General features: G+C 66.8%; 23 protein-coding genes. 11 read left to right on the top strand and 12 right to left on the bottom strand.

Features of this window, described 5'->3' with window-relative positions; all coding sequences use genetic code 11:
* The first annotated feature begins 44 nt into the window (after positions 1-44).
* The 3 genes from ST3T6A_RS0109965 to ST3T6A_RS0109955 are packed head-to-tail and all read left to right on the top strand — an operon-like array spanning position 45 to position 3,031.
* Positions 45-491, top strand: coding sequence for a cupin domain-containing protein (locus ST3T6A_RS0109965; protein ID WP_019832771.1), 447 nt, complete (start codon positions 45-47; stop codon positions 489-491).
* A 12-nt stretch (positions 492-503) separates the two neighbouring features.
* Positions 504-1,655 carry a Gfo/Idh/MocA family protein gene (locus tag ST3T6A_RS0109960; protein ID WP_019832770.1) on the top strand — a complete coding sequence of 384 codons (1,152 nt, stop codon included), beginning with the start codon at positions 504-506 and terminating at the stop codon, positions 1,653-1,655.
* Positions 1,656-1,669: 14 nt separating this feature from the next.
* Positions 1,670-3,031, top strand: coding sequence for a Gfo/Idh/MocA family protein (locus ST3T6A_RS0109955; RefSeq protein ID WP_019832769.1), 1,362 nt, complete (start codon positions 1,670-1,672; stop codon positions 3,029-3,031).
* Between the two features lie 118 nt (positions 3,032-3,149).
* On the opposite strand, the gene ST3T6A_RS0109950 is transcribed toward ST3T6A_RS0109955, so the two are convergent.
* Positions 3,150-4,469: a PQQ-dependent sugar dehydrogenase gene (locus ST3T6A_RS0109950; protein WP_019832768.1), complete on the bottom strand. Its 1,320-nt coding sequence runs from the start codon at positions 4,467-4,469 to the stop codon at positions 3,150-3,152.
* Positions 4,466-4,903, bottom strand: coding sequence for a DUF2231 domain-containing protein (locus ST3T6A_RS0109945; RefSeq protein WP_026359585.1), 438 nt, complete (start codon positions 4,901-4,903; stop codon positions 4,466-4,468). Before ST3T6A_RS0109945 ends, ST3T6A_RS0109950 begins: the two co-directional genes overlap by 4 nt.
* A 290-nt stretch (positions 4,904-5,193) precedes the next feature.
* Between ST3T6A_RS0109945 and ST3T6A_RS0109940 the strand changes: the two genes are divergently transcribed.
* The 4 genes from ST3T6A_RS0109940 (at position 5,194) to ST3T6A_RS22230 (ending at position 7,455) form a co-directional block, all read left to right on the top strand.
* Positions 5,194-6,480, top strand: a complete 1,287-nt coding sequence (locus ST3T6A_RS0109940; protein WP_019832766.1) for a lipase family alpha/beta hydrolase — start codon at positions 5,194-5,196, stop codon at positions 6,478-6,480.
* Positions 6,481-6,578: 98 nt separating this feature from the next.
* Positions 6,579-6,755 carry a hypothetical protein gene (locus ST3T6A_RS21475; protein WP_019832765.1) on the top strand — a complete coding sequence of 59 codons (177 nt, stop codon included), beginning with the start codon at positions 6,579-6,581 and terminating at the stop codon, positions 6,753-6,755.
* A 32-nt stretch (positions 6,756-6,787) separates the two neighbouring features.
* Complete coding sequence (locus tag ST3T6A_RS21700) at positions 6,788-7,030, top strand: hypothetical protein (RefSeq protein ID WP_162140519.1); 243 nt, start codon at positions 6,788-6,790, stop codon at positions 7,028-7,030.
* Positions 6,946-7,455, top strand: coding sequence for a heme-binding protein (locus ST3T6A_RS22230; protein ID WP_083937440.1), 510 nt, complete (start codon positions 6,946-6,948; stop codon positions 7,453-7,455). Before ST3T6A_RS21700 ends, ST3T6A_RS22230 begins: the two co-directional genes overlap by 85 nt.
* Here ST3T6A_RS22230 and ST3T6A_RS0109925 read toward each other — a convergent pair.
* A complete protein-coding gene (locus ST3T6A_RS0109925; RefSeq protein WP_019832763.1) occupies positions 7,374-8,201 on the bottom strand; it encodes an alpha/beta fold hydrolase in 828 nt (275 codons plus the stop codon). The two genes, ST3T6A_RS22230 and ST3T6A_RS0109925, sit on opposite strands and share 82 nt — an antisense overlap.
* 116 nt (positions 8,202-8,317) lie before the next feature.
* Here ST3T6A_RS0109925 and ST3T6A_RS0109920 point away from each other — a divergent pair, with 116 nt between their 5' ends.
* Positions 8,318-9,247, top strand: a complete 930-nt coding sequence (locus ST3T6A_RS0109920) for a LysR family transcriptional regulator (RefSeq protein WP_019832762.1) — start codon at positions 8,318-8,320, stop codon at positions 9,245-9,247.
* A 3-nt stretch (positions 9,248-9,250) separates the two neighbouring features.
* Here ST3T6A_RS0109920 and ST3T6A_RS0109915 read toward each other — a convergent pair whose 3' ends face one another.
* Genes ST3T6A_RS0109915 through ST3T6A_RS0109885 form a run of 7 tightly spaced genes read right to left on the bottom strand, consistent with a single transcriptional unit; the run spans position 9,251 to position 15,569 of the window.
* Positions 9,251-9,943 (bottom strand): YoaK family protein, encoded by a 693-nt coding sequence (locus tag ST3T6A_RS0109915; protein WP_019832761.1) that lies wholly within the window; start codon positions 9,941-9,943, stop codon positions 9,251-9,253.
* 13 nt (positions 9,944-9,956) lie between these two features.
* On the bottom strand, positions 9,957-11,339 hold the full coding sequence (locus ST3T6A_RS0109910; protein ID WP_019832760.1) for an alginate export family protein: 1,383 nt from the start codon (positions 11,337-11,339) through the stop codon (positions 9,957-9,959).
* Positions 11,339-11,767, bottom strand: a complete 429-nt coding sequence (locus ST3T6A_RS0109905; protein WP_019832759.1) for a DoxX family protein — start codon at positions 11,765-11,767, stop codon at positions 11,339-11,341. Before ST3T6A_RS0109905 ends, ST3T6A_RS0109910 begins: the two co-directional genes overlap by 1 nt.
* Positions 11,764-12,669 (bottom strand): hypothetical protein, encoded by a 906-nt coding sequence (locus tag ST3T6A_RS0109900; RefSeq protein ID WP_019832758.1) that lies wholly within the window; start codon positions 12,667-12,669, stop codon positions 11,764-11,766. The genes ST3T6A_RS0109905 and ST3T6A_RS0109900 overlap by 4 nt, the downstream gene beginning before the upstream one ends.
* Before the next feature lie 47 nt (positions 12,670-12,716).
* Positions 12,717-14,561: an amidohydrolase gene (locus ST3T6A_RS0109895; protein ID WP_019832757.1), complete on the bottom strand. Its 1,845-nt coding sequence runs from the start codon at positions 14,559-14,561 to the stop codon at positions 12,717-12,719.
* Positions 14,562-14,596: 35 nt separating this feature from the next.
* Positions 14,597-14,848, bottom strand: coding sequence for a DUF1427 family protein (locus tag ST3T6A_RS0109890; RefSeq protein ID WP_019832756.1), 252 nt, complete (start codon positions 14,846-14,848; stop codon positions 14,597-14,599).
* A 58-nt stretch (positions 14,849-14,906) separates the two neighbouring features.
* The gene (locus ST3T6A_RS0109885; RefSeq protein WP_019832755.1) at positions 14,907-15,569 is read right to left on the bottom strand and encodes a hydrolase; all 663 of its coding nucleotides are present in this window, start codon (positions 15,567-15,569) and stop codon (positions 14,907-14,909) included.
* 199 nt (positions 15,570-15,768) lie between these two features.
* Here ST3T6A_RS0109885 and ST3T6A_RS0109880 point away from each other — a divergent pair, with 199 nt between their 5' ends.
* Positions 15,769-16,755, top strand: coding sequence for a L,D-transpeptidase (locus ST3T6A_RS0109880; RefSeq protein ID WP_019832754.1), 987 nt, complete (start codon positions 15,769-15,771; stop codon positions 16,753-16,755).
* A 60-nt stretch (positions 16,756-16,815) separates the two neighbouring features.
* Here the strand turns inward: ST3T6A_RS0109880 and ST3T6A_RS0109875 are convergent, their stop codons facing one another.
* Together ST3T6A_RS0109875 and ST3T6A_RS0109870 are read right to left on the bottom strand one after the other, a co-directional pair.
* Complete coding sequence (locus tag ST3T6A_RS0109875) at positions 16,816-17,709, bottom strand: SDR family oxidoreductase (RefSeq protein WP_019832753.1); 894 nt, start codon at positions 17,707-17,709, stop codon at positions 16,816-16,818.
* 34 nt (positions 17,710-17,743) lie between these two features.
* Positions 17,744-18,484, bottom strand: coding sequence for an SDR family oxidoreductase (locus ST3T6A_RS0109870; protein ID WP_019832752.1), 741 nt, complete (start codon positions 18,482-18,484; stop codon positions 17,744-17,746).
* A gap of 118 nt (positions 18,485-18,602) precedes the next feature.
* On the opposite strand from ST3T6A_RS0109870, the gene ST3T6A_RS0109865 reads away from it, so the two are divergent.
* Together ST3T6A_RS0109865 and ST3T6A_RS0109860 are read left to right on the top strand one after the other, a co-directional pair.
* On the top strand, positions 18,603-19,499 hold the full coding sequence (locus ST3T6A_RS0109865) for a LysR family transcriptional regulator (protein ID WP_019832751.1): 897 nt from the start codon (positions 18,603-18,605) through the stop codon (positions 19,497-19,499).
* A gap of 290 nt (positions 19,500-19,789) precedes the next feature.
* On the top strand, positions 19,790-22,699 hold the full coding sequence (locus tag ST3T6A_RS0109860; RefSeq protein WP_019832750.1) for a TonB-dependent receptor: 2,910 nt from the start codon (positions 19,790-19,792) through the stop codon (positions 22,697-22,699).
* The last annotated feature ends 14 nt before the right edge of the window (positions 22,700-22,713 follow it).

Raw genomic sequence — 22,713 nt, 5'->3', positions numbered from 1 at the left:
CGCCGCCATGAAGACACAGGAAGTCATGGTTATGGGAGAGAGGGATGCGGCTCGCCGTCAAGGGTGCGATCCTCACCGCCACAGCAGCGCTTATCTGCTGTTCGGTGGTGGCCTGGGCTGAAGAGAGACGGCCCGTCCTGGGGCCTGCGGTGTTCGACTGGAACGCCATGGCCGCCACCAAGAACGCAACCGGCGAAGTCCGCTCCATCGTGAAGCAGCCGACCGCCACGCTGGACGAGCTGGAGATGCACGTCACCACGCTCAATCCGGGCGTCGCGTCGCATCCTCCGCACAGGCACCCCAATGAAGAGCTGGTCATCATCGATCGCGGCACGGTGGAGACGCTGTCCAACGGTCAATGGAAACGGGTCGGGCCGGGCTCCGTGATTTTCAACGCGTCCAATTCGCTGCACGCGCTACGCAATGTCGGCACCACGCCCGCGCAATATCACGTCATCAACTGGAAGAGCGCCACGACACCCGCCCACTGACGGAGGAATGCGATGAACCCCATCGATCGCCGCGCCCTGCTCGGTGCGGGCCTCGCCGCAGGGCTGACCGCCGAAGGCCTCGCCCAGTCGCTGTCGCAGGGCAACGCCGTGTCGGAGGTGGCCGCACCTGTGACGCCCGAGCCGGAGGCCAAATATCGCGTGCCCTTCGCCGTGATCGGGCTCGACCATGCGCATATCTATGCGATGACCGACGCCATGATCCGGGGCGGCGGCGTGCTGACCGCCTTCCACGCGACCGACCCCGCGCAGATCGCGACCTTCCGCAAACGCTATGGTGATGTGAAGCTCGCCCGGAGCGAGACCGAGATCCTCGAGAACAAAGCGATCAGGCTTGTCGCCGGCGCACCGATCCCGGATCAGCGTGCGCCGCTCGGCATCCGCGTCATGCAGGCGGGCAAGGATTATCTGAGCGACAAGCCGGCGATCACCAGCCTCGATCAGCTCGCCGAGGTGCGGCGGACCATCCAGGCCACCGGCCGCAAGTTCGGCATCATGTATTCGGAGCGGCTCGAGGTTCGCGCCGCCGTGATGGCGGGAGAGCTGGTCCGTCAGGGCGCGATCGGCAAGGTGGTGCAGACCGTCAACATCGCGCCGCACCGGATCAGCGCCCCGTCCCGCCCCGCCTGGTTCTGGGACAAGGCGCGCTATGGCGGCATCCTCACCGACATCGGCAGCCATCAGGCCGATCAGTTCCTTTATTACACCGGCACCACCAAGGCGCATGTCGTCGCCTCGCAGACCGGCAATCTCGCGCACCCGGATCATCCGGCGTTCGAGGATTTCGGCGACATGATGCTGAGCGGCGACGGCGGCACGGGTTATATCCGGGTCGACTGGTTCACGCCCGACGGCCTGCCGACATGGGGCGACGGCCGCCTCTTCCTGCTCGGGACGGAGGGCTATATCGAGCTGCGCAAATATGTGGACATCGCCGGCCGTCCCGGCGGAGACCATCTCTTCATCGCCGACCGCAAAAGCGTGCGCTACATGGATTGCGGCAAGGTCCACCTGCCCTTCGGCCCGCAATTCGTGACGGATATCGTCGAACGCACCTCCGTCGCGCAGGATCAGGACGGCGCGCTGCTCGCCGCCGAGCTGGTGCTGCTCGCCCAGAAGAACGCCACCCGCCCCGTCTTGTCCTGAGCAGGAGCGCATCGATGCAGCGGACCATCACCCGACGCACCGCCATCAAGGCCACGGCAGCGGCGGGGTTTCCCGCCATCGTTCCGGCCAGCGTCCTTGGCGCCACGGCCCCCAGCAAGCGGATCAACGTCGGCGCCATCGGCGTCGGCCGGATCAGCCGGGGGCACGACATGAAGGAGGTGCTCAAGCACGACGACGCCCATATCGTCGCCGTGTGCGATCTCGATACGGTGCGGCTGGCGGCGGGCCAGCGTCTGGTCGACGAGGCCTATGCCGCACGGACCGGCCGCCCCTATTCCGGCACGCGGATCTATGGCGATCATCACGCGCTGCTCGCCAACCGGGACATCGACGCCGTCCTGATCTCGACGCCCGACCACCAGCATGCGAGGCTCGCGATCGACGCCATCCGGGCAGGCAAGGACGTCTATCTCCAGAAGCCCGCCTCGCTCACCATCGCGGAGGGGCGCAAGATGGCCGACGTCGCCAAGGCATCGGACCGCATCGTCCAGATCGGTTCCCAGCAGCGCGGCATGGACCCGTGGCCGCAATTCCACCGCGCCTGCGAGCTGGTCCGCAACGGCCGCGTCGGCACGCTTCGCCGGGTGGAGGTCGGGTTGCCGGGCGATCCGTCGGGGCCTGCGGCGCCGCCCATGCCGGTGCCGCCCAACCTCAACTATGACGCGTGGCTCGGCTCGACGCCGGAGGTCTATTATACGGAGATGCGCGTCCATCCCCAGCATTCGCTGGAAAATCGTCCGGGCTGGCTGCGCTGCGAGCAGTTCGGCGCGGGCATGATCACCGGCTGGGGGGCTCATCATGTCGATACGGCCCATTGGGGCATGGACACCGAGCTGACCGGCCCGATCGAGGTGTGGGGCCATGCCGAATTTCCCAAGAGCGGGCTGTGGGACGTCCATGGCCCGTTCGAGACGCACGGGCGCTATGCGAACGGCATCCAGATGACGATCTCCGGCGCGCTCCCAAACGGCGTCCGCTTCATCGGGGATGATGGCTGGATCTTCGTCACGCGCAGCGGCGCGGTCACGGCGTCCGATCCCTCCGGCGCAAATACCCGCCCGCCGCTGGAAGCCAGCGATCCCAAAATCCTGACGAGCGTCATCGGCCCGAACGAAGTGCATCTGATGCAGAGCCCCGAGCATCATCGCAACTGGCTGGATTCGATCCGGACACGCGCGCCCAACGCCGCGCCCGCCGAAATCGGGCACCGCGCCTGCTCGACTTGCCTCGTCCACTGGATCGCGATGAAGACGGGCCGCCGCCTCCACTGGGACCCCGCCGCCGAACGCTTCATCGGCGACGATGAGGCCAACGCGATGCTCAGCCGGCCGCAAAGGGCGCGTTACGCGATCTGACCCCGGCCTCGGCGGCGGTCAGATGCGAACACCCGCTTGCCCGCGGCGCGGATCGGCCGATCGGCAACAAGCGGCCTTTGCCTGCCCGGAGACCGCCCGATAGGAATGCTGGCACCTGCTAGTGCCCGGCGGTGCCGCTGACCCTCCAGACGGTGTTGCCGACATCGTCGGCCACGATCAGGGCGCCGGTCCGATCGAGCGCCACGCCAACGGGGCGGCCGCGGACCGTCTTCTTGTCAGATGCCAGAAAGTCGGTGACCACCGGGATCGGCGCACCGCTCGGCCTGCCGTTTACGAAGGGGACGAAGATCACCTGATATCCGTTCAGCGGATCGCGATCCCAGCTCCCATGCTCTCCCACGAACGCACCGTCGGCGAATTGCGGGGAGAGCGTCTCGCCCTGGCTGAAGGTGACGCCGAGCGCCGCGACGTGCGAGCTGAGCCCGTAATCCGGCTTGATCGCCTTCGCGACCATCTCCGGCTTCTGCGGGTGAACGCGCTCGTCGACGTGCTGGCCCCAGTAGCTGTATGGCCACCCGTAGAACCCCCCGTCCCTGATGGACGAGAGATAGTCCGGAACCAGATCCGGGCCGATCTCGTCCCGCTCGTTGACCACGGCGAACAGTTGGCCTGTCCCCGGCTGGATGGCGAGGTTGGTCGGGTTGCGCGTGCCGGTCGCGTAGATGCGCTTCGCGCCAGTCAGCCGGTCGACCTCGTAGATCGCCGCTCGGCCTTCCTCGACGTCCATCCCGTTCTCGGTGATGTTGCTGTTGGAGCCGACCCCGACATAGAGCTTCGACCCGTCGGGGCTCGCGACCATCGACTTGGTCCAGTGATGGTCGATCGGGCCGGCCGGCAAGTCCATGAGCTTCGTTCCCGGCACCGTGATCTTCGTCTGCCCCGGCGTGAAGGGGAAAGCGAGGATCGCATCCGTGTTGGCGACATAGAGCGTGCCCGCCACCCACGCGACACCATAAGGCGAATGCAGGTGGTCGAGGAGGATCGTGCGGAGTTCGGGCGTGCCGTCGCCGTTGGCGTCCCGCAACAGCGTGATGCGGTTGCCGCCCTTGTCGGCCGCGCCGGCCCGCGCCTTCACCTTGCCCTGGATATAATCCTTGGGCCGGAAGGGCTTGGTGCCGGGGCTGTTGCTCTCGACGACGAGCACGTCCCCGTTCGGCAGCGGATAGACGATGCGCGGGTGCATCAGGCCGGTCGCCATCGCCTGAATGTGCATCCCGGCCGGGACGGTGGGAGTCTCGCCCGCTTTCCAGCCGATCGCCTTCGGAACGCTCATCGGGGGCAGCAGATATTGGCCGGCCTCGGGCAAATCCGGGTTCGGCCCGTATTGCCTCGAAGGATCGCCACCCTTGCCGCTACAGGCGGCGACCATCGCAAGGACCGTGAGCGCGCATGCGGCGCGGATCGGCTGGGCGCTCATGCGACGTCTCCGCGGCCGGCGAAGGGGATGGCGGTGACGCACCAGCCACGAAGGCCCGCGACGGCCAGCAGGATCGTCACGATGGCCGAAATGGTGATCCCGCTCGGGACGACCGACGTCCAGGCATCGCGGGTATGGATGAAGACGTTGAAGATCGAAAGCACGGCGGCGGCGGCCAGCAGGCCGAAATCGAGCCAGCGGATCGGGCCAACCCACCCGAGGGCGAAGTCGATGATCAGGACGATGGCGGAGATCAGCGCCAGGATCAGCCCGCCCGTGATCAGCCAGGCCGAGAAGTTGGCCCACTGCATGAGCGAGTTGCTCGAATACATGAAGTCGGTGAAGAGCGCCGCCATCAGCAGCGCGCCGCCCAATCCTACGAAGAAGGGATGAAGCGGTTTCGGAATGCGGCTTGGACCCATTGGCGTCGCCATGCGATTCTCCCGTCCGGCGTCAAACGCGAGCGGCATTGTTCCGGGCTCGTTATGAGGCCTAGGAACGCAGATCGCTGCGCACTGTTCCGCCCGGGATGCGATCGGGCCGCGTCGCGAAGGCTGCGCTCTAGAGGACGCCGCCATCACCTCATCCATTTTGGTTCTTAATTCCGGCCGACGCCTTCCATATGCCGTGTCGAGGCCGCCCTTCCTTCGCTATGATCGGCATCGGCGCGCATCGATCCGCCTGTCGCGGTCGGGATGCATGACGAAAAGGAGGGGGACAGCCGATGCGGCATATCTTCTTCGTGCCCGGCATTTTCGGGACCAAGCTCAAGCTCAACGGCAAGACGGTCTGGCCGCCCTCCCTCTGCAAGGTCTTCTCCGACGACGAGGTCGATGCCCTTATGAGCGACGACGTCGTTCCGGGGCCGATCATCTCGTCGATTGGCCCCGTCGACATCTACGGGCCGATCATCGACGCCCTCACCGCGGCGACGGACGGCAAACCGAACGAAACGCTCGTCCTGTGGCCCTACGACTGGCGGCGCAATCTCATCGACATATCGAGGGACTTCGCCGCGCAACTCGCCACGATCACCGCCGCGGGCGACGAGATCGTGCTCATCGCCCACAGCATGGGCGGCCTCATCGTGCGCGGCGCGCTGGAGGACCCCGCCAACAAGGCGGCCTCCTGGCAAGCGAAGGTCAAGATGGCGGTCTTCCTGGCCACCCCGCACGACGGCGCGACCGATGCGCTGGCCGAAGTGACCGGGCTGGAAGCCGCCCCAGGCTTCACCAAGGCGCAGACCGTCCGTCTCAACAGCAACAACAAGTTCCCGGCCGCCTATCAGTTGCTGCCGCCTCTCGACGCGCCGATCTTCTGGTCTGGCCCCGGAGACGCGGTGCAGCCCTTCGGATCGAACGCGACCTGGACGGCGCTGGGGCTTCGCCTCAGCGCGATGCCGCTTCTCACCGGTTTCCGGAAACTGCTGAACCCGGCATCTCGTCCGGCCGACCGCCGCTACGTCGCCGTCGTCAGCGCCGCCCATGAGACGATCGTCCGGATTCTGCCGACGGGGACGAACCCCGCCTATGATGCGCACAAGGACCCGACCTCCGGCGACGGCACCGTGCCGATCCAGAGCGCGACCGCGCTCAACTGCCAGACGCTGTTCGTGACCGCCAACCACATCGGAGTGAGCCAATCCGAGGACACCCACGCCTTTCTGCTCCAACTCCTCGGTCTCGTTCCCAACAAGTGGGCGTTCCAGCTCGCCGTGCCCGTCACGCCCACGCTCAGCGTGAGCCGCCAGTTCCTCGCCGCCGGGGACCCGTGGGAGATCGTCATCAAGCCCGGCAGCGGCGGCACGATCGATGGCTCGATCACCATCCAGCAATGGTCGGGCAAGAAGAATGTGGGATCGCCGGCCGTCCTGCCGGTGACGGTCCAGGCGGCGGGTCAGAAATCGCTTTCGCTGAACGGCCCGCCACTGGCCGCCGGGCAGTATCAGGTGCAGTTCCATTCGAAGGACGGGATAGATTCGACCGCCCGGGCAATGATCGTGCGTCCCTGACCTCGAGACCGTCGCCCCGTTCCGGCAGGCGATAAACTCGGGGCGCAGGCAACCTCTCTCCTCACAAGTCGTTGATTCCCTTTGTGAGGAGCAGGGTCATGTCGAAGCAACGGACCTACGCGGCCGACATCGAAGCCGGCAGAAATCCTCGGGAGGCCGCCGAGAAGAAATCGGCCGATGTCGAGCGCGCGGCGGCGAAGAGCAAGACCGACGAACGCGAACGCGCCAGAGCCGACGCTCTCGCGGCTGCCGCATCGAAGACGGGCCAAACCTGATCCGTCCCCATCGGACGCCCAAGGAGGCCGCTATGGCCAATAAACATCCCACCGACCGTCTGCCGATGGAAGGCAGCAATCGAGGCAAGCGCCCGAAGGACCAGAAGCGCGCGAACGTCTCGGACACCATGGCGGACAACCGGATCAAGCCGGCGTCGAGCGCTCCCGCGAAAGACGGCAAGGCCGGGCATTGGACGCCCTTCGCAAACCGCTGTTCGGCATCCAGAACACCAATGACGACAAGGTCGTCATCTTCGGCGGCGGCGCTCCGGTGAAGCATGGCGATGTCGTGACCGGCGCCGTGGGCGCGAGCGGTGGCACGGTGGATCAGGACATCGAGGTGACCGCCGCCATCCGCACGCTGGGCGAGCGCGATGCTGCCGACGCCGCCTTTCCTCATCGACGCGTCCGCGCGCTGGAACCATGCGGAGCTGTTCCGGATCGTCCACAATGGCGTGAAGATGACGGCGATGCCCGCCTGAGGCGACATCGAACCCGATACCCGGGTGGCGGATGTCGTGGCGTTCGTCGAAGCGATGCATGGCATGTCGCCCGAGCGGTTCGAGCAATTCCGTCGGGCGACACGTGCCGGGCGACCTTCGTCCCTTTCGCCGCCGATTATCGACGGACAAATTCCAGGAGATCCGCATTGATGACGTCGGCATGGGTGACCGGCATGCCGTGCGGGAAGCCCGGATAGGATTTCAGCTCCGCACCCTCGACGAGGGCGGCCGCCATCTTTCCGGTCGTCGCGAAGGGCACCACCTGATCGTCCTCGCCGTGCATGACGAGCGTCGGCACGGAGATCGCCTTGAGATCGGCCGTGAAATCCGTCTCCGAGAAGGCGGCGATGCCCAGATGGTGCGCGAGGGCGCCGCCCATCATGCCCTGACGCCACCAGTTGAGGCGCACCGCCTCCTTCACCTCGGCACCCTCGCGATTGTAGCCGAAGAAAGGCAGTGTGAAGTCGTAGAAGAACTGGGAGCGGTTGGCCGCGGTCTGCTCGCGCACCATGTCGAACACGTCCATCGGCACGCCGTCGGGGTTGCTCCCGGTCCGGACCATGATCGGCGCGACGGCGCTCACCAGCACCGCCTTGGCGACGCGGCCCGGCCTGGCGCGGGCGACGTAGCGCGCGACCTCGCCGCCGCCGGTCGAATGGCCGACATGGATGGCATTCTTCAGATCGAGCGCGTCGGCGAGTTCGATCACATCGGCGACATAGGTGTCCATGTCATGGCCGGTCGCGGACTGGGTCGAGCGGCCATGGCCGCGCCGGTCGTGCGCGATGACCCGGAAGCCCTTTTGTAGGAAGAACATCATCTGCGCGTCCCAATCGTCCGAGCTGAGCGGCCAGCCGTGGTGGAACATGATCGGCTGCGCGTCACGGGGCCCCCAGTCCTTGTAGAAGATCTCGGTCTCGTCCCTGGTGGTGATCGTCGGCATGATGCTTCTCCCTGTTCGAGGCCCCCGCAGGCCTGCGGGGTAAAGCCGGTCTAGCCAGTGCCATCTTTCAAGATTACCCTGATTAAATTCGCCAAAATGTTCCAGGGAGTTGAATGATGGCCAATCCGGGGATGCCGACTTTCGATCAGCTGCGCATCTTTCTCGCGGTCGTGGATTCGGGCAGCTTCGCCGCAGCCGGACGGCGGCTCAACCGTGCCGTCTCGGTCATCAGCTATGGGATCGTGAATCTGGAGGCGCAGCTCGGCCTGCTGCTGTTCGAGCGGGAGGGCTCTCGCAAGCCGAAGCTCACCACCGCCGGCCGCGCGCTCCTCGCCGAGGCTCGGGCGATCCATCAGGGGATGGACGGCCTGCGCGCCAAGGTGAAGGGCCTGCTCGACGGGCTCGAAGCCGAGGTCGATCTCGCCGTGGACGTGATGCTGCCGGCCGCCCGGCTGGGGCGCGTCCTGCGCGAATTCGCGCAGTTGTTCCCGACCGTCTCGCTGCGCCTCCACACCGAAGCGCTGGGCGCTGTGACCGCGATGGTGCTGGACGGTACCGCCGTGATCGGCATCTCGGGGCCGCTGGCCGCCGGGGTGGAGGGCGTCGAATGCCGGTCGGCGGGGTCGGTGCCGATGGTGCCGGTCGCGGCGCCCGACCACCCGCTCGCGCGCATGGAGCGCATCGCCCCCGGCGCGGGCCGCGACTATACCCAGCTCGTGCTCACCGACCGCTCGCGCTTCACCGAGGGGCAGGATTTCGCGGTGATGAGCCCGCGGACGTGGCGACTGGCCGATCTCGGCGCCAAGCACGCACTGCTCCGCGAGGGGATCGGCTGGGGCAATATGCCCAAGCCGATGATCGAGGGCGATCTGATGGGCGGCACGCTGACCCGGCTGCATATGCCCGATCATCCAGGCGGCACCTATCGCTTCGCCGGCGTGTGGCGGCGGGATACGCCCCCCGGCCCCGCCGCCTCGTGGCTGCTCGAACAGTTTGTGCAACTGGGCGAGGCGGACGTTGAGGAAAGCGGCATGACCGATATCTGAGGCTCAGGCCGCGTGCGGCTCCCCCGCTTCCGGATGCAGCGCGCAGGCGAGCGTGCCGGCGAGGATCAGCGCGCCGGCCAGCAACAGCGGCGGGATCAGGCCGCCCTGCATCACGAGCGTGGCGCCGATCCCCGCACCCGCGAAGATGGCGACGACGCTGGCGACGCGACGCCCCCAGTTGGGATTGGCGCCACCCGCCGCGCTCGAATCTGCGGCGAGGCCGGTGAGCGTCAGGGTGAGCACGGTGGTGGTGAGGTCCGGCACCTTGAGCTGGCGGATGGTGGCGTTGCGGAAGCCCATCGCGACCGCCGTCAGCGCGATGATGCCGAACAGGCGGACGTCAGGGGTCTGCCGGGCAACGTCGAAGCCGGTCGCGACGAGCGCGGCGACCCACAGCAGCGCCGCCTCGATGGAAGCCGCCGCGATCAGCCAGCGACGCAGCGGCCGCCCGGCATGGGCCTTGCCGATCCGCCCGGCCACCAGCGCGCCGATCAGAAACGCCGCGATCGCCACGCAATAGGGCGCGACGCGGAAGCCCGGCGTCCCCACCGCCGCGAAGCCGAGGAAGACGATGTTGCCGGTCATGTTGGCGGTGAACACCTTGCCGAGCCCGAGCACGCTGATCGCATCGACCAGCCCGGTGGTCAGCGAGAGGAGCAGCAGGAGCAGGGGAAGCGGCGAACGCTGGGATGGCATCGGATCGTCCTTCTCAGAAGCGGAAATTGGCCTCGAGGCCGGTCATGCGGATATTGCTGGCGGTGCCCGTCTCGCGCAGGAAGGCGCCCGACTGGAACCAGGAGAGCGAGGCGCCGAGGGTGAGTTCAGCGGTCGCGCGCCATTCGACGCTGGCCTCCACCTCCTTGCCGACGAAGCGCGCGGTGCTGCCGCTGCTGGCGCGCAGCAGGTGGCCGGGAATGTCGTACACGCCGTCGCCGGTCGACTGGCGCCAATAAGCCGCGCCCGCGAGGCTGGTTGAGACGCCCCCGCCAAGGTCGAACGCCAGCACGGGCTGAAGATTGACGAGATTATAGGGGCCGACCGGCGACAGCTCGCCGAAATATTTGCCCTTGGGGAAGAGCGCGTTGAAGGTGCCGAGCTTATGGTCGCCCGACGACTTGTCCCCGCTCGCCACGTTGAAGCGGACGGTGAGATCGGGCTTCAGCGGCAGCGCCGCAAAACCGCGCCCGACCTCGCTCGCCATCGACCAGGCGCCGATGCTGCCACCGTCGAAGCGGCCGAACTGGCCCATGGCTTCGAAATTCCAGTGCCAGCCGTCGCCCTTGCCGAAGAAGCGCGCGCCGATCGTGTGGCGCAGCTCATGGCCGTTGCCCTGCTCGAAGCGAGCATGATCGTTGCGATAGCCGAGATAATAGAGGTCCACCCCCGCGCCGCCGATCAGCCTCGTGGCGTAGACGCCCCACAAGGCGCGGCTGGACGAGGTGCGATCGTCGAACGTCCCCTGCCCCGGCTCAACGGGCATCAGGTAGAAGCCATTCACGGTCAGTCGCCCGCTGTGGAGAATCGCGCGGCCACCGTCGAAGGCGAGCGGCACGTTGGGGCCATAGCGCGTGCCGACCAGCCGCTCGGTGCCGAGGCCGATCATCTCGCGGCCCGCCCGCAGTCGCAACGTCGCGCCAGAGCCGACGTCGAACGCCACATCCGCGAAGCCCTGGAGCAGATCGGTGCGCGTCTGGTCGATCGGGCTCGCCGAGGGCCGCACGCCCGCCGCATACGCCAGGATCGGCTGCACGAAGGCGCGCACCTGCCCGACATGAAGGTCGGCATAAGGCATGGCGCGCACCCAGAGATAGCCGTCGTTCGGGGCATCCGGGTTGGTCCAGTTGCCGTGATAATCCTCGTCGCGCAGGCGGATCTCGACGCCGGTGGTGAGATAGTCGGCGCCCGAACCGTCGAGCGGGATATATTTGAAGCCCTCGGTCCAGTGCCCGGTCCGGTTGGCGGGATCGGCGAGGTTCGACCAATCCTCGTTATAGCGCTCGGTGGTGAGCACCGGCGGCTGCCACGCCTCGGCCGCCACCGCGCGGGCGGGCAGCAGCGCCAGTCCGAGCAGGAGGGCGGCGAGGCTGCGCATCAGGCGGCCTTCCGGTCCGCGCGGAGGGCGAGCATGGCGACCAGCACGAAGCCGCCAATGAGCCCCAGATGCTCGAAGAAGGCGTTGGTGGCCATGAAGCGATCCTGCCCGTGCATCGTCCAGAAGGCGTTGGCGGTGATCGCGGCGAAGCCGGTGAACACGCCGAGCATCCCCGCCCCCAGCCACACCAGCCGGCCGGAGAGGATGAGCGCCGGGCCGATCAGCTCCACCGCGATGGTCAGCGCCGCGAACAGCGCCGGCATCGGCATCCCGAAATGGGCCTGCTCGGCGACCGCGCCCGGAAAGTCCGAGAGCTTGACGAGGCCGCCCAGCAGATAGGCGCCGCACAATACCAGCCGGGCGGCAAAGCCCGTCCCGCGCCAGCCGAGGATCGCCTCGACGAAGCGCGGGGTGCGGGCCGGGCTCATCGTGCCGCCGCCTGGTGGATCTCGGCGATATAGCCGCCGGGGAAGCGCACGATCGCCGCCTTGCGGCCGAGCGCGTCATAGGTCGGCACCAGCGTTTCGACGCCCGCCGCCCTGGCCTTGTCCAGCGTGGCGGCGAGGTCACTCACCTGATAGCCGGTCATGTCGCGGCCATAGGGCCACGGAAGCTGGCCGTCGGAGACGAGCACCAGCATCTTGCCATAGCCGCTGTCGATCGCGATCCGGCGGATCGTCTTGCCCGGCTGGCCGATCTCGGCGCCCGAGACATTGCGGTCATCCGCCGTCACCTTGCCGTGCGAATAAGCGAGCCAGTGCCGGACGAAGGCATCGGCGGCATCGGCCGTCAGATAGACGCGGTTCTCGGGCACGGTGGCGAGCGGGGCGTAGTTGGGCTTGGCTGTGTGCCAGTAGAGCTGCATGTTCACGCCGCCCGGCCATTGCACGACGACGTCGCGACCGATCGGATCGGGGAAGGTGGTGATGAGCCGCGTCGCGCCGTTCTTCACCGCCGAGGCGACGGCGGCATCCATGTCGGTGACGAGATAGCCGGTGCGCTCGGCGCCGAAGGGATAGGGGATCGGTGTCTTGAAGCCGAACACCGAAACGGTGCCCGCCGGCGTCAGCACGAGCTGCGACTTGGTCTGGCTTGTCGTGGGCGTCACCTGGAAGACGCCCTGCTTGCTGGTCGTGCCGCCGAAGGTGGCCGAGAAGCTGGTGACGAAGCTGTCGAACTGATCCTCGGGCACATAGACATGGGTGGTGTCATATTGCGGGCCGACCGCATAGCCGCTCGCGGCTTCGGCGGCGGGGGCGGCGGTCGCCGGGGTGGTCAGCATGGCGAGGCCGAGGGCGGAGGCGGCAAGCAGGTTCCGGAAGCGGATCATGAGGATCATCCTTGCATGAGAGGAAATGTCAGGAAGGAAAGCGAGGATCAGACGGCCCAGCAGCCGCAGCCGAGCGCCCCCCAGAAGCTCTGGGGATCGGCGGACGGCACGTCGGCGCCGAGCGCGGCGGCATGGTCATGGCCATGGACCGAGCAGGATGAGTGGCAACCGCAGGCCGAGGCGAGCTTCTGGCGGCTGGCGGGCGCCTGCCAATAGCCGCCGAAGGTCGCCACCGGGGACCAGTCCGGCATCGGCCTGGGCAGGTCCGGCGCGAGCTTCGCGTAATCGCCATTGCCGTGGACGATCCTGCCGCCGAGGATGGTGAGCACCGATCGGATGTGGACGATCTCGTCCTCGGGCACGCCGAAATAATCGTCCGAGAGGAGCGCGAGATCGGCGAGCTGGCCGGCCTTGATCTGCCCCTTCTTGCCCTGCTCGTTCGAGAACCAGGTGTTGGCCTCGGTCCAGAGGCGCAGCGCCGTCTCGCGGTCCAGCCGGTTGGCGACCGGATAGAGGCGCAGGCCGCCCACCGTCTTCGACGTCACCAGCCAGGAGAGCGAGACCCACGGGTTGTAGCTCGCCACGCGGGTGGCATCGGTGCCGGCGCCGACCGGCAGGCCCGCCGCCATCATCCGCTTGATCGGGGGCGTCGCTTCCGCCGCCTTGGCGCCATAGCGCTCGACGAAATATTCACCCTGATAGGCCATGCGATGCTGGACCGCGATGCCGCCGCCGAGCGCCGCGATCCGGTCGATGTTGCGCTCGGAGATCGTCTCGGCATGGTCGAAGAACCAGTTGAGCCCCTGGAGCGGGATGTCGCGGTTCACCTTCTCGAACACGTCGAGCGCGCGGCCGATCGTCTGGTCGTAGGTGGCGTGCATCCGCCACGGCCAGCGACGCTCGGCGAGCAAGCGGATCACCGGCTCCAGATCGCCTTCCATCTCCGGCGGCATGTCGGGCCGCGCGACGCGGAAATCCTCGAAGTCGGCAGCCGAATAGACCAGCATCTCGCCCGCGCCATTGTGGCGATAGCTGTCATCGCCGTCGCCCGGCTTGATCTGCTTCGACCAGTTGGCGAAGTCGGACAGCTCCTCCTTCGGCTTCTGGGTGAAGAGATTGTAGGCGATGCGCAGCGTCAGCTCTCCATCCTTGTGGAGCTTCTCGATCACCTCATAATCGTCGGGATAATTCTGAGACCCGCCGCCGGCATCGATCACCGAGGTGACGCCGAGGCTGTTCAGCTCGCGCATGAACTGGCGGGTGGAGTTGAGCTGATATTCCTGCGGCAGCTTCGGCCCCTTGGCGAGCGTCGCGTAGAGGATGGTGGCGTTGGGCTGGGCGAGCAGCAGCCCGGTCGGGTTGCCGGCGGCATCGCGGACGATCTCGCCACCCGGCGGGTTGGGCGTGTCCTTCGTGTAGCCCACCGCCCGGAGCGCCGCCGCATTGAGCAGCGCGCGATCATAGAGGTGGAGGATGAAGACGGGCGTGTCGGGCGCCGCCTCGTTGATCTCGGCGATGGTCGGCAGGCGCTTTTCAGCGAACTGATGCTCGGTGAAGCCGCCCACCACGCGCACCCATTGCGGCGCCGGCGTATTCTGCGCCTGCGTCTTCAGCATGGCCATCGCATCGGCGAGCGTGGGGACGCCTTCCCAGCGCAGCTCCATATTATAGTTCAGGCCTCCACGGATGACATGGATGTGGCTGTCGATCAGGCCGGGGATCAGGCGGCGGCCGCCCGCATCGACCACGGTCGCCTCGGGTGCTGCGGCGCGCACTTCCTGCTCGGAACCGACGGCGAGGATATGGCCGTCCCGGATCGCCACCGCCTCGGCTTTGGGGTTGGCGCGATCGAGGGTGGTGACCTTGGCGTTGACGAGGATGAGATCGGACATCGGAATCTCCCGGACGATAAGGTGAGGAGAAAGGATCAGGCGTCGCGGCTGGGGGTCGGCCCGGCCTGCGGGCCAAGAATCTCGCGGGCGCAGTCGGTCTTGATGAAGGCCAGCACCGGCTCGCCGTGGATCAGCTTCTTCGCCACCGGTACGGCCTGCTCACCGAGCAGGATGCCGAGCAGGCCGATCAATGCGATCGTCGGCGGCGCCGGGGACTTCACTCCGAGCAGGGCATAGATGCCGCCGACCAATATCCCGGCGGCCAGCGAGAGGAGATAGGGCTTCATGAAGGGCCTCCGTGTCGGATGTGGATGCGGGGGCGGTCCACCGCCCCCGCGGGAGGCTTCAGCCGTGCGCCCCTTCGGAGGCGCCGAACATCGTCTTGGCGTAGGTGACGCCGATGCCGTAGGCGCCGCCCCACGTCTTCGCGACGCCGGTCGTGAACTCGTAGCTTTCGGTGCGCGCCCAGTCGCGCTGCAGCTCGAGCAGATACTGGAGCGAGGTCATCGGCTTCGCGCCGAGCTGGATCATGCGCTGCACCGCACGCTCATGCGCCTCGGCCGAGATGTCGCCGCACGCATCGGCGATGAAGTAGACATCGAAGCCCTGATCGATCGCCGAGGCGACAGGGCCGACGATACAGACCGACGTCCACAGGCCGGCGAACACGAGGCGCTCCTTGCCGATGCGGTTGACCTCCTCGATCACGGCGGCGTCTTCCCAGGTGTTCATCGACGTGCGGTCGAGCAGCTTCTGACCGGGGAAAGGCGCGGTGACCTCGCTGAACATCGGGCCGGAAAAGCTCTTCTCGGCGACGGTGGTGAGGATCGTCGGCACCTTGAAGCCGGCGGCGGCATTGGCGACGAGCGCCGCGTTGTTGCGCAGGATGGTCGGGTCGATCGACTTGGTGGCGAACGCCATCTGCGACTGGAAGTCGATCATGATGAGCGCGTGATCGGTCGGCGAGAGCAGCGACTTGCCGGGGGTCGGGGTGGCGGTGATGGACATCGGAATCTCCACTGTTTCTGGCTCCGGCAGCCCGGTGAGCAGCGCCCCCGTTCGCCGTGGCCTCAGTGGTAGGGGTCGTTATTCTGATGGAATACCGGGATAAAATCCTCTGTCTCATTCAGATATCTTGAAAGGTTTGTTTCCACCTTCCCGCGAAAAGAGGATTGATCGCATCCGCTCTCCCGCGAAAAGTGCGGCCATGCGTTACGCTCTCACGATTCTCGCCACGCTCGCCCTGCCAGCCATCGCCCATGCCCAGGGCGCGACCGCGAGTTCGCCGCCCGAGTTCGCGCGCAAGGCCGAACATCTGAAACCCGGCGAGTGGGTTTGGGCCCCGGAGGTCGCGCCGACAGGGCCGCTGCTCGTCTATGTCGACCTCTCACGCCAGATCGCCACGGTGTATCGCAACGGGGTCCGCATCGCGGTGTCGACGATCTCCTCGGGCAAGGCCGGCCATGAGACGCCGACGGGCGTTTTCACCATCCTCCAGAAGGACGCCAACCACCGCTCCAGCCTCTACAACAGCGCACCCATGCCCTTTCAGCAGCGGCTGACCTGGGATGGCGTCGCGCTCCACGCGGGCGGCCTGCCGGGCTACCCGGAAAGCCATGGCTGCGTGCACCTGCCCTTCGGCTTTTCCAAGCAATTGTTCGCGATCACGACGCTCGGCGCGACGGTGGTGGTGATGGGCGACGCCGTCGATCACGTCCGCACCAGCGAAGCCAGCCTGCTCGCTCCCATCGACGCGAAGGGCAACCCGACCGCGGTGAAGGATCTCAGCGATCTGGAGTATCGCTGGGAGCCGGAACGCGCGCCCGGCGGCCCGCTCACGATCATCGTCGCCAAGAAGGATCAGCGCATCGTCGTGCTGCGCAACGGGATCGAGATCGGCCGCAGCAAGGCGATCATCGACGACGACGATCCGGGCTCGCATGTCATCACCCTGTCCTCGACGCGGGACGGCAAGCCGAAGTGGATCTATCTCGGCCTGCCGGGGCATGAGGAGGATGCCGGGCGCATGCTCGACGAGGCGACGATCAACCGCGTCCGCGTGCCCCGCGCCTTCTATGCGGCCGTCAGGGCGGCGCTCCGGCCGGGCACGACCATTCTCGTCACCGCGTCCAGCGTCGGCGCCTCGGAGGGCCAGCGGATCACGATCATGGACGCGATCGCCCCCACACCCTGATCCGCGCAGACGACGACGGCGGGGGCCGCATCCGCGAACCCCCGCCGCCGACAGCCCCGTTCAGGCGAGCCTAGCCGGATGGAGCAGATCGGACATCCCGACCCGGTGGAGCATCTCGGCGCGCAGACGGTCGAGCACAGTAAAGCCGACATCCGCGCCATCCTGGCTCGGATCGACATGGATGCGGAACGGTCGGGTTCCGAAATCCATACCGGCCGCCTCGACGATCCGCTCCGCGACGTCCGCCGGATCGGCATCGTCGGGCACGATTGCCGCGAACGCCTCCTGTATCTGCTCGCCGAAGCCCTTGTAGGGGCCGGTCTCATAAGCGTTGAGGCGCTCGGTGTCCGCGGGCCTGCCGGAATGGGCGAAGTGGTTGGTGCCCCTGGTGAAGGCGCCCGGCACCACGATCGTCGTCTCGATGCCCCAGCGGGCGAGTTCCCGCGCATATTGCACCGCCAGCGCGTCCATCGCGGCCTTGGCGGCGAAATAAGGCGCCAGATAAGGCGGCGTGCCGCCCGCCGAGCTGGAGCTGGAGATCCACATCAGAAGCCCCCGCCTCGCCGCGCGCATATGGAGCAGCACCGCGCGATTGACGCGCTGCGTGCCGAGCACGTTTACGTCATATTGCTGGGCGAACTGCTCGGGCGTGAAGCTCTCGGCCGGGCCGAACATCATGTGACCGGCATTGTGGACGAGCACGTCGATGCGCCCGCTCGCGGCGATAATGCGGGCGACCGCCGCCTCGACGGACGCCTCGGACTGGACGTCCAGTTCGATCGGCCGCAGGTCGCTGCCCTCGATCGCGGCCATCTCCGCGGCGTTCGCCGCGTTGCGGCCCGCAATGTCGCGCATCGAGGCGTAGACCGTGTGCCCCGCCCGCGCGAGCGCTTCGGCGGTCAGGCGGCCGAAGCCGCTGGAAGCGCCGGTGATGAGGATGATCTTGTTCGACATGGGGAAAATCCTTTCGGCATGAGGAGGGGAGGCTTCAGATGATCCCGCCGTTCGCGCGCAGCACCTGGCCGTTGATCCAGCCGCCGTCCGGGCCGGCGAGGAAGGCGACGGCGCCCGCGATGTCCTCGGGCTGGCCGAGCCGTTCGAGTGGGGCGGCCTTGGTCAGCGTGTCGATCACCGCCTGCGGCTTGCCGTCGAGGAACAGGGCGGTGGCCGTCGGCCCCGGCGCGATCGCGTTGACCGTAATGTTGCGGCCGCGCAGCTCCTTGGTGAGGACATGCGTCATCGCCTCGACGCCCGCCTTGGTGGCGGCATAGACCGCATAGGAGGCCGGCCGGAGCCCGACCACACTCGACGACAGGTTGATGATCCGTCCGCCCTCGCGCAGCCGCCTGGCCGCCTCGCGCAGCGTGTTGAACACGCCCTTGAGATTGATCGCCACCTGTGTGTCGAACAGCGCATCGTCGCTGTCGGCAAGGGTCGCGAGCTTCATGATGCCGGCATTGTTGACCAGCACGTCGACGCCCCCGAACGCCGCCTGCGTCGCGTCGAACAGGCGCGCGACGGCGACCGGATCGCTGACGTCGGCCTGAGCGGAGATCGCCTTGCCCCCGGCCGCCTCGATCCGGGCGACGAGCGCCTCCGCCTCGGTGGCGTTGCCGGCATAGTTGACCACCACGGTGAAGCCATCCGCCGCCAGCCGCTCCGCGATCGCCGCGCCGATGCCCCGCGAGGCGCCGGTGACGATCGCAACCTTGTTCTTGCCCGTATCCATGGCCGTTCTCCTGGTTCGCATCGATCGCCCGCCGATCGACGTGACCCAGATGCCCTCTGGAGACGGAAAGATAATCCCGCTAGAAGCAGCGACACTGTTCGCAAATATGGAATAATAGATGGACCGGCTGGATGCGATGCGGCTGTTCACGCGGGTGGTGGACCGGCGCAGTTTCACGCAGGCGGCGCACGATCTCGACGTCCCGCGCTCGACGGCGACGCAGGTGATCCGGCAGCTGGAGGAGCGGCTCGGTGTCCGCCTTCTCCAGCGCACTACGCGCACGGTCCGGCCTACGCTCGACGGCGAGGCCTATTATCAGCGCTGCATCGCGATCCTCGACGATGTGGAGGATGCGGAGGGCGCCTTTCTCGGAGCCGTCCCGAAAGGGATGCTGCGGATCGAGGTGCAGGGCACGATCGCGCGCCATTTCGTCATCCCCGGCCTGCCCGATTTCCTGGATCAGCATCCGGGGATCGAGATCGCGATGAGCGAGAGCGACCGCTGGGTCGATGTGGTGCGCGAGGGCGTCGACTGCGTGCTGCGTTATGGCGCGCTGCCCGACAGCGATCTTGTCGCGCGCACAGTGACGACGCTCGGCCGGATCACCTGCGCGGCGCCCGCCTATCTCGCACGCCACGCCACACCGCAGACGCCGGAGGATCTCGTCCGCCACCGCACCGTCGGCATTCGCGCGATCACGACCGGCGCGCTGACACCATTCGAATTCGAGCAGCGAGGCGGCTTGGCGCGGATCAACGTCCCCGCCCCTTTCTCGGTGACCGGCACGGAGAGTTTCCGCGACGGCGTCCTGCTCGGGCTGGGCCTCGCGCAAATGCCGCTGTTCCATATCGAGCGCGATCTCGCCGAAGGACGGCTGGTGCGCGTTCTGGAAACTTATCCCGTCCCTTCCGCCCCCGTCTCGGTGCTCTATCCCCGCAACCGGCAGCTTTCCCCGCGCGTGCGTCTGTTCATCGACTGGGTCGCGCGTCGCTTTGCCGGTCATCGCGCTTTCTGAACGACGCGGCGACATTTCTCCAAGTCGATCGCCGCGACGCTAGTCCAGTTATGACTGACAAATCCTTCAAATAAGCTGATAAATCCGCCTTGGCCCGGACTTTGCCCTAACCCCTTGACAGCACGATAGCTGATAGCGCTATCAATACCCTCAATAAAGTCTGACAAATGTGGCTTTTAAAAATGAAAACACAGAGGAGGGGAGAATCGATGAATACTCATAGTTTTGCGCGCGCCCTTTGGACGCGATCGCCGCGAAGCCTGCTGCGTGCGGGAGCCTCCATTGCCGTCGTGGCCGCGTGCTTTCCTGGTACCGCTCTCGCCCAATCCACTGACAGCGCTGCCACCACGCCGCAGGGCGGCGGCCAGCCGACGCAGAGCGAGATCGTCGTCACCGGCCAGCGCGCCTCGATCGACTCTGCCCTCGGCATCAAGCGCCATGCCGACCAGATCGTCGACTCGATCAATTCGGACGACATCGGCAAGCTGCCCGACCGCAGCGTGACCGAGACGCTCCAGCGCATCACCGGCGTCACCATCGACCACTTCATCTCGCGCGCGGACCCGGATCACTTCTCGGTCGAAGGCTCGGGCGTGAACGTGCGCGGCCTCACCTTCGTGCGCTCCGAGCTGAACGGCCGCGACGCGTTCAGCGCCAATGGCGGCCGCACGCTGAGCTTCGAGGATGTGCCGCCCGAGCTGCTCGCCGGCGTCGACGTCTACAAGAACCCCTCGGCCGATCTGATCGAGGGCGGCATCGGCGGCCTCGTCAACCTGCGCACGCGGATGCCGTTCGACAGCAAGGGCGAGGTGTTCAGCGTCTCCGCCTCGGGCACGCTGGGCGATCTGCGCAACCAGCTCGAACCGTCCTTCTCCGCGCTCTATTCGAACCGCTGGCAGACCCCGATCGGCGAGATCGGCGTGCTGGCCGACGTCGCCTATTCCCGCAGCGCGACGCGCACCGACGGCATCCAGGTCGAGCCCTATTATCCGCGTCAGGATCTCGTGGACGGCAAGACGGTCTACATCCCCAAGGGCATCGACTGGCGCCAGCTCGACTTCACCCGCCAGCGCTTCGGCGCCTATGGCGCGGTGCAGTGGAAGCCGGCCGACAATCTCGACGTGTCCGCCACCTTCTTCCAGTCGCGCTACAAATTCCATTGGGACGAGCACGCGATCTTCGCGCAGACCAACCCGTATAACATCGTGCCGGCCGCCGGCACGCAGTTCCAGTTCGACGACAACGGCGTCTTCCAGAAGGGCGACGAGACCGATCCGAACCCGGCGGACGGCGGAATGCCGTTCAACGACGACGTGCGCAGCGCCGACCAGCGCTCCAACACCACCGACATCTCGGGCAACATCAAGTGGCGCCCGACCGAGCGCCTGACGCTGCGGTTCGACATGCAGCATGTCCACGCCACCAACAACGGCCTCGATTCCACGGTCGCGACTGGTGTGAACCTGCCCGGCCAGACGGTGGACCTGACGCACGGCGTGCCCAGCGTCACGGTCGACCAGAACTATCTGGACAACGCGGCCAACTATTATTGGGCGTTCACGATGGACGAGCGCACCAAGAACGTCGCGAACGAGTGGGCGTGGCGCGCCGATGCCGATTATGACCTCGACACCGGCGGCATCCTGAAGAGCTTCCACTTCGGCGGCCGCGTCACGCGGACCAACGCCGACAACCAGCAGGCACCCTACAACTGGCAGGCGATCAGCCAGACCTGGCAGCTCGGCTGGCAGCTCCCGACGCTGGCCTATCTCGACCAGTTCCCGCTGGCGAGCCAAGACTTCAACTTCGGCAGCAATTTCTACCATGGCGGCGCCAATGTGCCGATGAGCGTCATCTTCCCGGCGGCGTCTCAGGCCAATGGCTATCCGGGCACCTATTACGCGCTCCACGACATCGCGACGCAGCTCTGCGAGCAGATCAACCCGGCCTCCGCCTGCCCGGCCTTCGCGCTTTCCGCCTTCGGCGACGCGCAGCGCAACTTCCAGCGCGAGCGGACCTATGCGGCCTATGGCTCGCTGAAGTTCGACTTCGACAGCCTCAATATACCGCTGAGCGGCAATGTCGGCCTGCGCTGGGTCCATACGACGAACAACGCCAGCGGCTTCGTGGTCGAGCCGCCGCCCATCACCGGTGCGCCTCCGGGCGGCCCCGTGTTCGACGGCACGGCGCAGGCCATCACCGCCAAAAACCATTATGACGATTTCCTGCCGAGCCTGAACCTGCTCTACAAGATCACGCCGACCCTGCAGGCCCGCTTCGCCGCGGCCCGCGCGATGACCCGGCCGGATTTCAACACCTTGCAGGCCTACACGCCGCTGTCGGCCGCCTATGACCAGACGACCGGCAACTACACCTTCAACTCGACGGCCTCGGGCAATCCGAACCTCAAGCCCACCCGATCGACCCAGCTCGACGGGGCGCTGGAATGGTATTTCGGCAAGGCCAGCTCGCTGACGGGCACGGTGTTCTACAAGCATCTGACGAACATCATCCGCAACGTCACCACGCCGTACGAGTTCGCAGGCGTGACCTATAATCTCACCGCGCCGCAGAATGTCGGCACGGCGAACATCAAGGGCCTCGAACTCGGCTACAATCAGGCCTTCACCTTCCTGCCCGGCTGGCTGAGCGGGTTCGGTATCACGTCGAACTTCACCTATGTGGACAGCAGCACCAAGGTGAACCTGTCGAGCCTCCAGTCGAACAGCGCGGCGTTCGTGTCGGCCAACGGCGTGGACACCAACGGCGCGATCTTCGGCAGGCTGCCGCTCGAAGGCCTGTCGAAGTACAGCTACAACCTGACCGGCTATTACGAGAAGGCCATCGTCTCGCTGCGTCTCGCCTACAACTGGCGCAGCCGCTACCTGCTCTCGACCAACGTCAACGGCACGCAGGGTTCGGACGGTTCGCCGATCACACCGAACGGCGTGCAGTGCGACACGGCGGCGAACGCGCACTGCGTGGTGTGGGGGCTCCCGGTCTACAACGCCGCCTACGGCCAGCTTGACGGATCGATCTTCTTCAAGTTCCTGAACGACAAGATTTCGATGGGCGTCGAGGCGCAGAACCTCACCAACGCCACCAACCGCGTGCTGATGAAGCAGTCGATCGGCCTGATGGGCCGCGCCTGGTTCGTCTCCGACCGCCGCTACACGGCGACGGTGCGCCTCACCTTCTGAGGCCGGCTTCCGGC

Origin of the sequence: Sphingomonas sp. PR090111-T3T-6A, assembly GCF_000383095.1 — a bacterium.
Taxonomy (GTDB): Bacteria; Pseudomonadota; Alphaproteobacteria; order Sphingomonadales; family Sphingomonadaceae; genus Solisphingomonas.
The sequence above is the reverse complement of the archived record's forward strand: the minus strand, read 5'-3'. Positions and strand labels throughout refer to the sequence as shown.